The organism is Bradyrhizobium sp. AUGA SZCCT0105, assembly GCF_018129565.1.
In the GTDB taxonomy this organism is placed as follows: Bacteria; Pseudomonadota; Alphaproteobacteria; order Rhizobiales; family Xanthobacteraceae; genus Bradyrhizobium.
In genome coordinates, this window is sequence record NZ_JAFCMK010000003.1 from 462,408 (window position 1) to 476,292 (window position 13,885).

General features: G+C 65.6%; 10 protein-coding genes and 1 riboswitch. Of the genes, 2 read left to right on the top strand and 8 right to left on the bottom strand.

What is annotated here, in order from left to right; genetic code table 11:
• Positions 1-37: 37 nt before the first annotated feature.
• The 5 genes from JQ573_RS18050 to JQ573_RS18070 form a co-directional block, all read right to left on the bottom strand.
• The gene (locus JQ573_RS18050) at positions 38-1,111 is read right to left on the bottom strand and encodes a putative urea ABC transporter substrate-binding protein (RefSeq protein WP_212313830.1); all 1,074 of its coding nucleotides are present in this window, start codon (positions 1,109-1,111) and stop codon (positions 38-40) included.
• Between the two features lie 78 nt (positions 1,112-1,189).
• A riboswitch (guanidine-I (ykkC/yxkD leader) is annotated at positions 1,190-1,300 on the bottom strand.
• Positions 1,301-1,609: 309 nt separating this feature from the next.
• Entirely contained in the window at positions 1,610-2,254 is a 645-nt protein-coding gene (locus tag JQ573_RS18055) for a glutathione S-transferase family protein (RefSeq protein WP_212313832.1), read from the bottom strand.
• A gap of 4 nt (positions 2,255-2,258) precedes the next feature.
• Complete coding sequence (locus JQ573_RS18060; protein WP_212313834.1) at positions 2,259-3,002, bottom strand: SDR family NAD(P)-dependent oxidoreductase; 744 nt, start codon at positions 3,000-3,002, stop codon at positions 2,259-2,261.
• Between the two features lie 64 nt (positions 3,003-3,066).
• Complete coding sequence (locus JQ573_RS18065) at positions 3,067-4,263, bottom strand: CaiB/BaiF CoA-transferase family protein (protein WP_212313835.1); 1,197 nt, start codon at positions 4,261-4,263, stop codon at positions 3,067-3,069.
• A 120-nt stretch (positions 4,264-4,383) separates the two neighbouring features.
• Entirely contained in the window at positions 4,384-5,256 is an 873-nt protein-coding gene (locus JQ573_RS18070; RefSeq protein ID WP_212313837.1) for an AraC family transcriptional regulator, read from the bottom strand.
• A 186-nt stretch (positions 5,257-5,442) separates the two neighbouring features.
• On the opposite strand from JQ573_RS18070, the gene JQ573_RS18075 reads away from it, so the two are divergent.
• Together JQ573_RS18075 and JQ573_RS18080 are read left to right on the top strand one after the other, a co-directional pair.
• Positions 5,443-6,009, top strand: a complete 567-nt coding sequence (locus JQ573_RS18075) for a TetR/AcrR family transcriptional regulator (RefSeq protein ID WP_212313839.1) — start codon at positions 5,443-5,445, stop codon at positions 6,007-6,009.
• A 51-nt stretch (positions 6,010-6,060) separates the two neighbouring features.
• Positions 6,061-6,801 carry an SDR family oxidoreductase gene (locus JQ573_RS18080; RefSeq protein ID WP_212313841.1) on the top strand — a complete coding sequence of 247 codons (741 nt, stop codon included), beginning with the start codon at positions 6,061-6,063 and terminating at the stop codon, positions 6,799-6,801.
• A gap of 27 nt (positions 6,802-6,828) precedes the next feature.
• Here JQ573_RS18080 and JQ573_RS18085 read toward each other — a convergent pair whose 3' ends face one another.
• From JQ573_RS18085 to JQ573_RS18095, 3 genes are all read right to left on the bottom strand, one after another.
• Positions 6,829-7,578: a hypothetical protein gene (locus tag JQ573_RS18085; protein ID WP_212313843.1), complete on the bottom strand. Its 750-nt coding sequence runs from the start codon at positions 7,576-7,578 to the stop codon at positions 6,829-6,831.
• A 115-nt stretch (positions 7,579-7,693) separates the two neighbouring features.
• Complete coding sequence (locus tag JQ573_RS18090; RefSeq protein ID WP_212313845.1) at positions 7,694-8,272, bottom strand: invasion associated locus B family protein; 579 nt, start codon at positions 8,270-8,272, stop codon at positions 7,694-7,696.
• The gene (locus tag JQ573_RS18095) at positions 8,269-13,572 is read right to left on the bottom strand and encodes an S-layer family protein (protein WP_212313847.1); all 5,304 of its coding nucleotides are present in this window, start codon (positions 13,570-13,572) and stop codon (positions 8,269-8,271) included. The genes JQ573_RS18090 and JQ573_RS18095 overlap by 4 nt, the downstream gene beginning before the upstream one ends.
• Positions 13,573-13,885: the final 313 nt, after the last annotated feature.

The following is a 13,885-nucleotide window of genomic DNA, read 5'->3' on the forward strand; positions in this document are numbered from 1 at the left end:
CTGCTTGAGGCGACGCGATGCGCATCAGAGCTTGACGTCAAAGCTTGCCTTTGGCGGCTTCGTCCATGTAGGTCGGGTCGAAGCGCAGCTTGACGTTCGACTTGTCGCCCAGCACCGACTTGTCGGCGAGCTCGATCCCGACGGCATCGGCGGATTTCGCGCCCTTGCCGAGCAGATCTTTGTCGAACAGGAACTTGCGGACGCGGTCCATGGTCACGCCGATGGTCTGGCTGCGCGTAAACGCTTCGGCGTCGGTTGCCTTGTCGAACAGTTTTGTGGTCGAGAGCTGGCTGTCGAAACCTGCGAGGTCGGTGCCGGAGGCCTTGGCCATCGCTTCCTTGGCGGCTTTCGCGGCGGGATCGTTCGCCGTCATCTTGGACAGCGTCTCATACCAGATGCCGACCAGCGCCTTGGCAAAATCCGGATTGTCATTGGCGACCGCGGTGTTGACCACCATCAGGTCCATGATCTCGCCTGGAATCTGCGAAGAGTCGAACACCTTCTTGGCGTCGGGCGAGCCGAGGATTTCCGTCACGATCGGATTCCAGGTCACGACCGCGTTGACGTCTGATGTCTTGTAGGCGGCGGCGATATCGGCATCGGAGGTATTGACGACCTTGACGTCCTTCTCGCTCAGCTTGCTGGTCTCGAGCGCGCGTGCCAGCAGATAATGCGACACCGAGAACTCGACCAGGTTGACCGTCTGCCCCTTGATCGCGGCGAGATCCGACTTGTTCTTGAGGATCACGGCGTCGTTGCCGTTGGAGAAATCGCCCATCACGACCGCGGTGGTGTCGACACCGCCTGCTGCCGGAATCGAAAGCGCGTCCATGTTGGTGATGGTGACGGCATCATAGCCGCCGGCGGTGTACTGGTTGATCGATTCGACGTAATCGTTGAACTGCTTGACCTCGATCGTGATGCCGTATTTGTCGGCCCACTTCTTGACGATGCCAGTGTCGGCCGCATAGCCCCACGGCATCCACCCGACATAGATCGACCAGGCGACCTTGAAGCTTTTCTTCGGTGCGGCGTCAGCGACGGATGCGGCCGCGAGCACGATCGCGCAGCCGGTGACAACAGAGCGGAGGAAGAAAGAGAACTTGTTCATTGCCGATCCCTCTTGCGAAACTTCACAAAAAGGGACTGGCGAAAAGACCATCGCTCCGCCAATCCCTTGGCTAACGAGGTCTCCCGGGCTTTTATCCCGCCGTGCACCTGCGGGGATGTCTCCCCCGCAAGCGGCTGCTCTCGGACCAGCACCTTGCTTCGCAAGATCGGAACCCTAGCGGCCAACTCAGCGCCATTGATGCACGAGGCGTGCCACACCACGGGCGTTTGAATCTGATGAGATTTTTCGGCGCGCGCCGCGCGGCCGCGAGCGCACCCTGCTTAAAAACTACGCAGGCCTGCCCAGAATTGACTCTGTCATTCCGCCGACGACGGCAGCAGGATCGCAACTGGCGGATGTCGAAGGGGAAGTCGATGCGCAAGCTTCTGAGCGTACTGTGCGGCGGCCTCTGGCGCGGGCTGCACGGCCGGTTTGGTCTGATGCCAGGATGCGAGATCGGCGATCCCCGGCAGCGCCAACCCTGAATGGCGAGGCCGGTCAGCTCTTCACGGTATTGATCGCGACACTTTCCTTGTAGGCCGGCCGTGCCGTGACGCGATCGAGATAGGGCGTTGCGACCTCGCAGACCCCGACACCGTAATCGATCGCCCAGACCAGGCAGGTCGTCAGCAGGATATCCGCGCTGGTGAACTGATCGCCCATCAGATATTGCCGGCCGTCCGACAGGGCGACTTCGACATGGCGGAGCTGCTGGCGAAAATATTCGGCCGCTTTCACGACGACGTCAGGAGCATGGCCGTAGATGTGGGCAAGGCCCTGGACGTCATGGCGACGCATCACATAGAGGCTGGTCGAGTCGAGCTCGGCCACGATGAAGAAGCACCATTCCAGCCATCGCGCAAAATCGTGCTCCTCGACGGGAACGAGCGAGATGTTCGGGTTGGAGTAATGGCGCGCCAGATAGGCGACGATCGCCGCGCTCTCCCCGATCGTGAAGTCGCCGTCCTGCAGCAGCGGGATCTTCTGCCGTGGATTGAGCAGCGTGTATTCCGGCGTCTTGGTCTCGCCGGAGCGCGGCAGGATCGGCTTGCAATGGTAGTCGAGCCCCAGTTCGTGCAACGCCCAATGGGCCCGGATCGTCCGCGATGTCCCCACCCCCCATAGCGTCAGCATCTCAGGCATGACGTCACCATTTTTCGACGGAGGGACGCAGATCCAGCTCATGGGTCCATCCGTCGCGGCTCTGCTGGTGCACGAACCAGTAGGCCTCCGCGATCGAGGACGTCCGCGTCAACGTGTCAGGCGGAATCTCTGATGCGTCGACGCCGGTGGCGGCCTTCATCCGCTGGTGTATGGCTGGGCTGTCGACACCGGCATCGATCAACAGATGTGCGACATGGATGTTCTTCGGTGAGAGCTCGCGCGCCATCGCCTGGGCGACCGCGCGCAGGCCGAACTTGGCGGATGCGAATGCGGCAAAGCCGCTGCTGCCGCGCACGCTCGCGGTCGCGCCGGTGAACAGCATGGTGCCGCGGCCATGCCGCAGCATGTGCCGGGTCGCCTCGCGTCCGACCAGGAAGCCGGCGAAGCAGGCGAGTTCCCAGGCCTTGAAGAACAGCTTTTCGCTGGTCTCATGCAGCTCCTTCTTGACGTTCGATCCGGCATTGAACAGGCAGACCTCGATCGGCCCGAACTCGCGTTCGACCCGCTCGCACAGCTCCTGAACCTCGGTCTCGCGCCGCGCGTCGACGCTGAACGCATGCACCTGGCTTCCGGCGCCGGTCAGTTCCTCCACCAGGGCACTCGATTTCGCCGCATCGCGCCGCGCGATGCAGACGGTGTAGCCGCCGGCGGCGAAGCGCCGCGCCACCGCGGCGCCGATCGCATCGCCCGCGCCAACCAGCAAGGCAGTCTTGTTTGTCTCGGCCATAGGACATCTCCCACCGACGGCGGTTGTTCGGTTCAGCAATGGTGACGTTGCGCGGCGCGGCCGCTCAGACCGCGCGCACGGCCTTCTGCTCGATCATCTCTGCGATGGCGGCCTCGCCGTAGCCGAGGTCGGACAGCACCTGCCTTGTGTGCTGGCCGATGCGCGGCGCAGGACCGCCGATCGCGGCGGCATCGACCTCGAAGCGCGCAGCGGGCTTGGGCTGCCGCACCGTGCCGACCCCGGGCTGCTCGAGCTCGGCGATCAGCCCGCGGGCAACCACCTGCTCGTTGGCAATGATTTCACCGCGCCGGAGGATCGGCGCACAGGGCACATCGGCCGCATCGAGCCGGGCGAGCCATTCGGCGGTGGTGTGCCTGCCGATATAGTCCTGCATCTTGTTGATGCGCGCCGTCGCGTTGACCGAGCGTGAAGCCGGCGTGGCGAAGCGCGCATCGTTGGCGAGCTCCGGATCGCCGGTCGCCTTGCAGAAGCCCTGCCACTCGGAGTCGGAGATCGTCCCGCAAGTGAGGTAGCCGTCCGAGGTCTGGAACACGAGATCGGGACGATCGTTCGGATCGGCCGTCGCCTGCTCGCGGCCGACCACCGTGTATTGCATCATGCCTTCCGGCCAGAGATAGGCGATCATCGCGTCGAGCATCGCCACCTGGATATGCTGGCCGCTGCCGGATTTTTCCCGCGCGTAGAGCGCCGCCGTGATCGCCTGCGCGGCATAGACCGCCGTCGTCTTGTCGGCCACGATGGTCCGGATCATCTGCGGACGGTTGGTCACCGGCTGCGCCTGAATATCGCAGAAGCCCGACAGGGCCTGCACGATGGGATCATAGACGCGCTTCTTGGCGTAAGGCCCGTCTTCGCCGACGCCGCTGATCGAGACATAGATCAGCCGCGGATTCTTCCTGCGCACCTCGTCCGGACCGAGCCCGAGACGTTCCATCGTGCCGGGCCTGAAATTCTGCACCAGCACGTCGGACTGCAGGACCAGCTTGCCCAGCACGTCCCGGCCGGCATCGGTCTTCATGTCGATCGAGAGCGAACGCTTGCCGCGGTTCGACGAGATGAACAGCGCCGAGAACTCGCCGGTCTTGTCGACATTGGCTCGGCTGCGGCGGGTGATGTCGCCGCCGATCGGCTCAACCTTCAGAACGTCCGCGCCCTGATCGGCCAGAAACATCGTCGCGAACGGGCCCGAAACGACACCGGTCAGATCAAGTACGCGAACTCCCGCCAATGGCCCTGGCATGCTTTGCTTCCTTCTCCAATGCGCGGACGCGACCAAATCCCGAGCGCAACCTCGGCATACGATGGACCGTGCGCCGGCGCTTGCGGGAAAGCGCCTCGACTTGCAAAAAAGCGCCGAAACTCACGCCCGGCCCTGCTGCCGGAACACAGACGGACTGACACCCGTGACTTGCCTGAACGTCGACGAGAAATGCTGGGCGTGGCTGAACCCCGAGGCCAGCGCGATGCTGGTCAGGCTCTCATCGGTGTCGCTGAGGCGACGTTTGGCCACCTCGATGCGCAGGCCGAGCACATAGCGGTGCGGGCTGGTGCCCATGCTCTCCTGGAACGCGCGCAGGAAATGCCGCTTGCTCAGGCCGGCAACATCTGACAGTGCCGACAACGAGATCGTCTCGCCAAGATTGGCCCGGACGAATTCCTCGATCCTCCGCAGCTTGAGCGCCGGCAGTCCGCCACGGCTTAACGCCTTCGCCGGTTCCGCGCCGCGCGACAGCCGCGCCATGTGGGCCAGCGCCTGGCTGGCCCAGCCTTCGGCGAACAGATCGAACAGATTGTCCGGCGTGGTCGCTTCCTGGCAAAGTTCGGCGAGACCGCGACAGAGCTGGTCATGGCCGAACGCGATCGCCGGCGTTTCGATCAGGCCATTGAGACGGCTCTGCACGAATTTCGGGTCGACGAAGACGACGACATAGTCGAACGCCGGCCCGACCGACCACTCCCCCTCGATCTCGGTACCGGCGGGAAACAGCGCGAGATTGGCTGCCCTGGAGAACTCATATTCGACCGGACGGCCGTTGATCGTGGCCTGCAACCGCGAGCAGCCATTGCGGAACCAGAACAACGTCAGCTCGGGCTGGCGGAAGTGCCAGTTCATGCGGGGCCGCGAGGTCCGGCTGAGTAGCTCGACCCTGATCGGCTCCGACCGCGCGATGACGGACGACACCAGCTCACCGCCGACCTTGCGGACAAACCGCTCCGGACGCGCTTCCTCCATGGGACATCTCCTCCGCGTTTGGCACGGATGGTAAGTTCCAAATCAGAATTGACGATCCGGAGCCGGAAATCCAGCCCTTTGATGGCTGATCGCCAAGATGTTAGCGGGCAGCTCCGGAGGATGGCGCACGCGACCGTGATGTCAGCCATTCTTGACTGATCATTCCAAATCCGTCATTTCGAAGCAATGGCAAGACCGAAGGAATTCATTGCGGAACAGGCGCTTGATGCCGCGATCGGCGTATTCCGCGAGCACGGCTATGAGGGCACGTCGGCGGAGATGCTGGTACGGACACTCGGCATCGGCCGGCAAAGCCTTTACGACACGTTCGGCGACAAGTGGCAGCTGTATCTCGCCGCGGTGCAGCGCTATGCCGCCCGGGAGACGGAGGCCCATTTGTCAGCCCTGGCAAGCGAGCAGCGCGCGCTCGATGGTCTTCGCGCCATGGTCGAGCGCGTGGTGGATGCCGCGGCGGAGGCGTGTCTGGGCGTCAATTCAATCTGCGAATTCGGTACCGGTAAGCCGGAGCTTGCTGCGGTTCGAGAGAGCTCTGGACGCGCGCTGACCAAGGCCATCGTGGCGCGAATCCGTGAGGCTCAGGCGCAGGGCGACGTGGCGGCCGAAATCGACCCGTCCAGCGCGACCGAATTCCTCTACGCATCCTTTGCGGGGATCAGGGTCGCCGCCCGCGGCGGCGCCGGCCACCGGCGATTGCGATCACTCGGACAGTTGGCGCTGCGCGCACTCGAATGATTTTTGTGGCCTATTCTGGAATGAACATTCCAATAACCAGGAGATACCGAAATGACCTACACAGCATCGGAGAGACCACGTACCGCACTCATATTCGGTGGCTCGCGGGGGATCGGCGCCGCGATTGCCAAGCGCCTTGCAGAGGAGAGGTTCTCGGTCGCCCTCACCTATGTGAGCAGGCCCGACAAGGCACGCGAGGTGTGCGATGGGATTTCCGGGGCCGGAGGCAAGGCAGTCGCGATCCACGCCGACAGCGGCGATCCCGCCGCGATCCGGCGCGCCGTGGCGGAGGCCACCGATCAACTCGGACTGCTTGATGTCGTGGTCATCAATGCGGGCGTGCTTCGTCTCGGATCGCTCGAGTCATTCAATCCCGACGATCTCGATCTGCTGCTCAATGTGAACATTCGTGGCGTGTTCCTGGCGATGCAGGCCTCCACTGCCGCCATGCGTGACGGCGGGCGGATCATCACGATCGGAAGCAACACGGCCATCAGGACCGGCGCCGCCGGCGGCAGCGCCTATGCGATGACGAAGGCGGCGGTCGCTTCACTCGTGAAGACCGCAGCACTCGACCTGGCCCCGCGGCAAATCACGGTCAACAATCTGCAGCCGGGACCGACGGCCACGGACATGACCGCCGGCATGGCCGATTGGCTGAAGGAGAGGATTCCGTTGCGCCGCCTGAACAGTCCGGATGACATCGCATCGGCGGTCAGCTTTCTGGCAGGCAACGGCGCCAGCCTGATCACGGGCACCAGCATCACCATCGACGGCGGCTACGTTCTCTGATCGGGCCGCGTATGCGAGAGCGGTGCGTTATCCGGCGACCCGGAGCGCAGTTACCGCGACGCAGGCGTTGCCGAACGGAATCAGCACCACCTGCGCGCCGTTCGGCAGCGCGATCGTCGCGAGGTCTCCAAGCGTGCCGTTCTGCCCGTTGAGCTTGGCGAGCTCCGCGGCAACCGTCGGGCAGCTCTCCGCGCTTGGCGTCACCCGCACCAGATTGCCTTCGCAGGACGACCCGACCGGCGCGGCAAACACGATGCCGGCGGCACGCTGGGCAGCGCTGCCCTGGGGCGCCTGGATTGGCGCGAGCGCAACCAGCGACTGCACCGAATGCGAATTGCCGGCCTTGGCGTCCCACTGCGACTGCGCGGTGTAGTTGGAGTTCGTCGCGAGACCGCGGCCGAGCAACCCGAACAGATTGGCGCAGGTCGCGACGTTGCCCTGCCGCGCATGCTCGTCGAACACCGTCGGCTGCTGCCCCGCCTGCTGCGGCGGAACGGATGCCGCCGCCGCCGATGGCGTCTGCGCCTCCTGCGGACGCTGTTTGTGCGGCTGCGGCTTCGCAGCGGCAGCAGGCTTCTTGGCCGGCGCTGATGTCCCTTGCTGCAGCGGCATCGGCTGCGCCTGAGTAGGCTGCTGGGCATATCCCACGACGCCGGCCGCACTGAGCGCCGCCACGACGACCGCCGCGGAAATCAGGATGGGGGTCTTCAGTCGCATCGGCGTTTTCATCTTCTCGTCCTGCAGCTCGATGCGGATCTCCGAATGCCGGGTCCGCATGCCTCTCCGGGAGCCTCTTCCGTTCCGATTGAATCGGAACAGGGCTCCGGATTTTGGTTTTGACGCGTTTTCCTCGCGCGAACCGGCATCCACTTCGCTCGAAAACGCTCTCGGGTCATTTCAGCTTCGCCAGCACACCGGACAGGCCGTCGAGCGGCGCCTCCAGCACGACCGGCCCGCCTTGCGGCAGCGGATACGACACCAGGCACGGCGTCGCCGCGCGGATGTGCCGCCTCAGCACATTGCCGATAGCGATCGTGGCAAAGCAGAAATTGGCGTCGCAGCGATCGGTCTGCGCAACGATGCGGTCCGGACTGTCGCCCATCGCGAGCTCGATCTGCGCGCCGACCCCGGCGACCGCGGGAATCCGCATCGCCATCAGCGGCTTGCCGTCGGCGGTCGCAATCAGCGACCAGTTGAAGGCAACCGCGCCCTGCGCGTTGACGATCGATTGCGTGACGTTGCAGACGCGGCGCTTCGATTTCAGGCTCTCGTCGCAGATCAAGGTCCAGTTCTTGAACGGCTGGATCATCCGCCTGAACTCGCCGAGCGTCTCGCCTTCCGGCACCACGACGTCCGATGGCTTCACGGCATAGGCGGGTGGCGGCGCGCCCTGCGCGCTTGCGCCCGCCGCCGCGCCGAGCCAGATGGCCAAAGCCAGCCACGCCAGCCGCCTCGTCGACGCCAGGGTCAATTGAGCGTCAGGCTCACGCCGGCGCTGACGCCCCACTCGCTGCCGGCGGTGGTCGCCGCCGCGTTGGTGCGCAGCCGGCCGTTCTCGCTGGTGTAGCCGATGCCGAAGGCGAGCGCGCCCTGGCTGCGCCAGACGCCGCCGCCGGCCGATGCGCTGATCTTGCCGGGCCGGTCGTCATAGCGCAGCGATGCTGCGGCCATGCCGATCGCGGCCGCACGCCAGGCGTCCTGCCGCACCTCGCCGATCTGGCCGTTCAGCTGCTGGAATGCGCTGTTGAGCTGGTTGACGTTGACCGCGTCGGTGCCGGCGACACCTGCCGCCACGTTGCTGATGGTGACCGGCCCGCTGCTGCCGCTGTTCAGCGTCACCTTGTTGGTGGTGTTGCCGGAGGCATCGGTGTCGTAGCGGATCGAGCCGCTGGAAACCGCCTGCAACTGGCTGACATTGACCGCATCGGTCGCAGCCGAGCCCGCGGCAACATTGGTGACGCGGCGTTCAGCCCCGGCCGAGCCGACCGACACTTCGCCGGTCGCAACCCCCGCGACGCTCTTGCCGACGACGGGCGTATAGGCCGCATCGCTCAGATTGGCCGTTGTGGTCGAGTTCGCGCCGAGCGCCAGCGAATTGGCCGAAGTCGCCTTGGCGCCGGCGCCGATCGCCACCGAGTTAGCGCCCGATGCGGCCGAGCCGTTGCCCATCGACACTGCGTTCGCGCCGCTTGCGACCGATTGCGGTCCGATCGCGACGCTCTCCGCGCCGGTGGCGGACGAATCCGCCGCGGTGGAGTTGGCGTGGAAATACTTGATGCCGCCGCTGCCGGTCGAGATGTTGTTGACCGTCGTATAGAGAGCGTCGAGCGAGGTGTTGGTGGCCCAGAGCTGCGAGCCGTTGATCGCGTCCGTCGAGGTCGCGCTGATCTGACCCGCGGCGACGTTGGTGACGGTGCGTTCCGCCCCGGCGCTGCCGACGCTGACGGTCGAGGTCGGCGCCGTGCCGGCGAAGGCGTAGGTCGTACCGCCGATCGTGGTGTTCTTGGTCGCGACCACCGTCTGTGTGGTCGAATTGGCGCCGAGCGCGACGTCGCCGGCCTGTGCCGTCGCCTTGGCATTCGGGCCGAGCGCGACGCTGGTCGGGTTGGTCGTCTGGGACCCGGCGCCGATCGAGACGGACTGGATGCCGCTGGCCTGCGCATTGGTTCCGAACGCGATCGAGTCGGCGAAGTTGGATACCGAATTCTGGCCGATCGCGATGCCGCCGGGCGCAGTCTGCTGCACGGTCGCGCCAAACCCCATGCCGATGCCGTTGTCGCCATTGACCACGGTCTGCGGCCCCACCGCGACCGAGTTGTTACCGACCGCGAGCGAGTCGGCGAGCGTCGAATTGGCGTGGAAGTATTTCGTCGTCGTGGTCGCGAACGACGACAGTGCACCGGTCAGCTGCCGCACGGTGACGGCGTCGCTCGACTGGGTGCCGTCGGCCACATTGGTGATCTGGCGATAGCTCGTCGCATTGCCGACCGACACCGCGCCGAGCAGCGCGAGATCGGTTGTGTTGTAGGGGATGATGGTGCCGCCGATCGTGCCGGAAGCCGGCGCGAGCGCGCGGTTGGAGATCGAACCCGAGCCGATCGCGACGCCGCCGGCGACCGTGGCCTGGGTGTTGAAGCCGAGCGCGGTGGAATTGGCGGCGGTTGCCGACGCGGCGATGCCGGCGGCCATCGAATTCGCACCGGTCGCACCGTTGTTGGTGTAGTTCGCCAGCTGGGTGCCACCGTCGTTGACGCTGTAATAATGCGTCAGGCCGTTGCTGACGATGGTCGACAGGCTGTCGATCGCCGAGGTGGCGGCAAACAGCTGCGAACCGTTGATCGCATCGGTCGATCCGTTGCTGATCCGTCCCGCCGCGACGTTGGTGATGGTGCGTTCGCTGCCGACCGAGCCGACGCTGACAGTCGAGAGCGGCGTCGTGCCGGCGAAGCTGTAGGCGGTGGTGCCGATGGTGATGCCTGACGTGCCGACCGCCGTAGTGGTCTGGCTGCCCGAGCCGAGCGCGATATCGTTGGCATTCGCAGCGGTCGCGCCGTTGCCGATCGACACCGAGCCGCTGCCGGTCGCAGTCGACACCGGTCCGATCGCGACCGAATTCGTTCCGGCGGCCGACGAGTCGGCCAGCGTCGAATTGGCGTGGAAATACTTGATGCCGCCGCCGGTGTTGATGTTGTTGACGGTGGTGGCGAGGCCGTCGACGGCCTGGTTGGTCGCAAACAGCTGCGACCCATTGACCGCATCCGTCGACCCGTTGTTGAGCCGCCCGGCGGCGACATTGGTGATGGTGCGCTCGGCGCCAACCGCGCCGACGCTGACGGTTGAGAGCGGCGTCGTGCCGGCAAAGCTGTAGGTGGTGCCGTTGATCACCGTGTTGGGCGTACCGACAGCCGTGGTGGTCTGGCTGCCCGAGCCGAGCGCGATATCGTTGGCATTCGCGGCGGTCGCGCCATTGCCGATCGACACCGAGCCGGCGCCGGTGGCAGTCGACACCGGGCCGATCGCAACCGAATTGGTCCCGACCGGAGACGAATCGGCCAATGTCGAATTGGCATGGAAATACTTGATGCCGCCGCCGGTGTTGATGTTGTTGACGGTGCTGGCGAGGCCGTCGACGGCCTGGTTGGTCGCAAACAGCTGCGACCCATTGACCGCATCCGTCGACCCATTGTTGAGCCGCCCGGCGGCGACATTGGTGATGGTGCGCTCGGCGCCGACCGCGCCGACGCTGACGGTCGAGCCCGGCGTCGTGCCGGCGAAGCTGTAGGTGGTGCCGTTGATCACGGTGTTGGGTGTACCGACTGCTGCGGTCGTGACGCTGCCGGAGCCGAGCGCGACCGCATTTGCGTTCGAGGCATTGGCATTGGCGCCGAGCGCGAGGGCATTCGCGACGCCGGCATTCGCATTGACACCGAGCGCGGATGCCTGAACACCGGCGGCCGCCGAGTTCTGGCCGATCGCGGTGCTGGACGTGGCCGAGGCCTGGGCATTGGGTCCGATCGCGGTGCTGAACTGGCCTGTCGCCTTGGAGATGTATCCCAACGCCACTGAGTCGAGCGCCGATGCAGTAGATTGGTAGCCGGCGGCGATCGCATTGTCGGCGCTGGCGGCCGAGGCGTTACCAACCGAGATCGCGTTGGTGCCGGTCGCGGTCGACACCGGGCCGACCGCAACCGAGTTGGTCCCCACCGCGGAGGAATCGGCCAGCGTCGAATTGGCGTGGAAATACTTGATGCCGCCGCCGGTGTTGATGCTTTCGATCGCCTGGTTGGTGGCAAACAGCTGCGAGCCGTTGACCGCGTCCGTCGAAGAGTTACTGAGCCGCCCCGCCGCGACATTGGTGATGGTGCGCTCCGCGCCGACCGCGCCGACGCTGACCGTCGAGGCCGGCGTGGTGCCGGCAAAGCTGTAGGTGGTGCCGTTGATCACGGTGTTGGCGGTGCCGACCGCGGCAGCCGTGACGCTGCCGGAGCCGAGCGCGACATCGCCGGATTTTGCCGCTGCGGTTGCGCCGTTGCCCAGTGCGACATTGCCGACAAGACCGGCGGCGCCCGCGGTGGAGCCATTGCCGAGCGCCACGGAGCCCTGCCCGATCGCCTTGTTGTTGTTGCCGATCGCAACCGCGCCGTTGGCCTGGTTGGCGGCGGTGGCGCTCGCCGTGCCGTCACTGTTGGCGATGTTGTTCGCGCCGCCGGTGAAGGCGCCGGTGCCGCTCGCATAGCTGGGATCGCCGATCGCCACCGCACCGTTGCCAAAGGCGGTATTGTTCGCGCCGATCGAGACGGCCTGGCCGCCGGTCGCCACCGCATTGGTGCCCACGGCCACCGCGTTGGCGGAACTGGCCGCGGCATTGTTACCGACAGCGATGGCGCTCGTGGCCGATGCCTTGGCGCCGATGCCGAGCGCGGTACTGGTTACTCCGCTGGCGCTGGCGCTGACGCCGGCCGCGAGAGAATTGTCTCCTGTCGCGTTCGCTGCAGATCCGAATGAGGAGGAGTTTTGGCCGCTGGCAACGGCTGTGTTGCCAACCGCAGTGCTGGCGGCGGCACTCGCATTTGAGGTAGTGCCGATCGCCAGCGAACTTGTGCCGGCGGCACTGGCCCCAACGCCGGTCGCGATCGAACTGATGCCGGCGGATGCCGCATTGTTGCCGAGCGCGATGCCGCCCGTCGCTGCACTGTTGACGATTGCGCCCGATCCAATTGCGACCGAGCCCCCGGTGCTCAGCGCCTGCGCCTGATTGCCCACAGCCACGGCGAAATCCCCGGCTGCGTTGGCGGAGCTACCTCCGGCGAATGAGTTGATTCCCGACGCGACCGCCTGCTTGCCGACGGCAGTCGCGCTGTCCGCCGAGGCAACGGCCGACCAGCCTCCGGCCCATGAAAAGTTGCCGCTCGCCGTGGAGCTGACGCCGACCGCACTGGCGTTGCCTCCGGTGGCACTGGCGAAGGTGCCCAAGGCGCTTGAGCCGGCTGCGGTGGCATTGGCGTTGACGCCGAGCGCGACCGAATTGACGCCGCTCGAGATCGTGCCGGCGCCCAGCGCCATCGCGCCGCCAGTGCCCGACGCCTGCGCACTCCGCCCGAGCGCGACCGTGTATTGTCCTGACGCAGCAGCCTGAACACCGACCGCCGTCGCCTGATACCCTGATGCATTGGCGAGCAAGCCGATGGAGGTGGCCCAGTTCCCAGTCGCGCTCGCACTGGGGCCAAGGCTCGAACTACCCTGCCCCGTGGCAACGGCCGCGTTGCCGATGGCAACCGCCTCAAAACTCGTGCCGCCACCGGGAAGCGCCGTGACGCCCCCGGTTCCGCTCGCATTCGCGTTCGTGCCGATGGCAATGGGAGACCCCCCTCCCGTAACATTTGCCTTCGCGCCCGCCCCAACGGCCGTGGGATTCCCTGCCCCCGCAGCCGCAGAGGCGTTCGTGCCGATCGCCGTCGCCTGGGTGCCCGTCGCGACGCTGCCGCTGCCGGCGTTGTAGTTCTGGGCGCTCGCGGTCGAGGTCGCGGCGATTGCGATCGCGAGTGCACCGAGCGTTGTTGCCATCCTTGACGTAAGCCCGCCAGCGCCGAGCGAACCAAGCCCCAGCCGATCACGCTTCACGCCGAGCTTGCGATGCGCCTGACGCAGCACCGCCAACAGCCGCCGCCGCAACGAACGGCTACCCGCATCGCCCGATGCGACCCAGCTCCGGACGAAACCGGTGCGGCCTTGACGCTTCAGCGATTCGGACGAGTTGTGTGCGACAACCATGGTGCGACCCCTTCGTGACATCTTGTCCAGACGTCGGGGGTGCCATGCCGCGGACTGTGCCGACATGCGCGTCCTTTGGGACCGCATGTGACGAAATGAAGACAGCGCAACGCACGCCTGCCTTCCCGTCCTGGCCAACGATGTGTCGAACTCAACGAGCGCATCTTGCCACCCAGCGCCCGCTCGACTGCCCCATCAATGTGCCCCGAGTCGTCATATCAAAAATGATAGACACATATTTGACAACGTCACTCAGCAGTCCGTCCAAATAGCGCGCAGATCGTCTCACAAGTTGAATGATTTGCTCGATGCA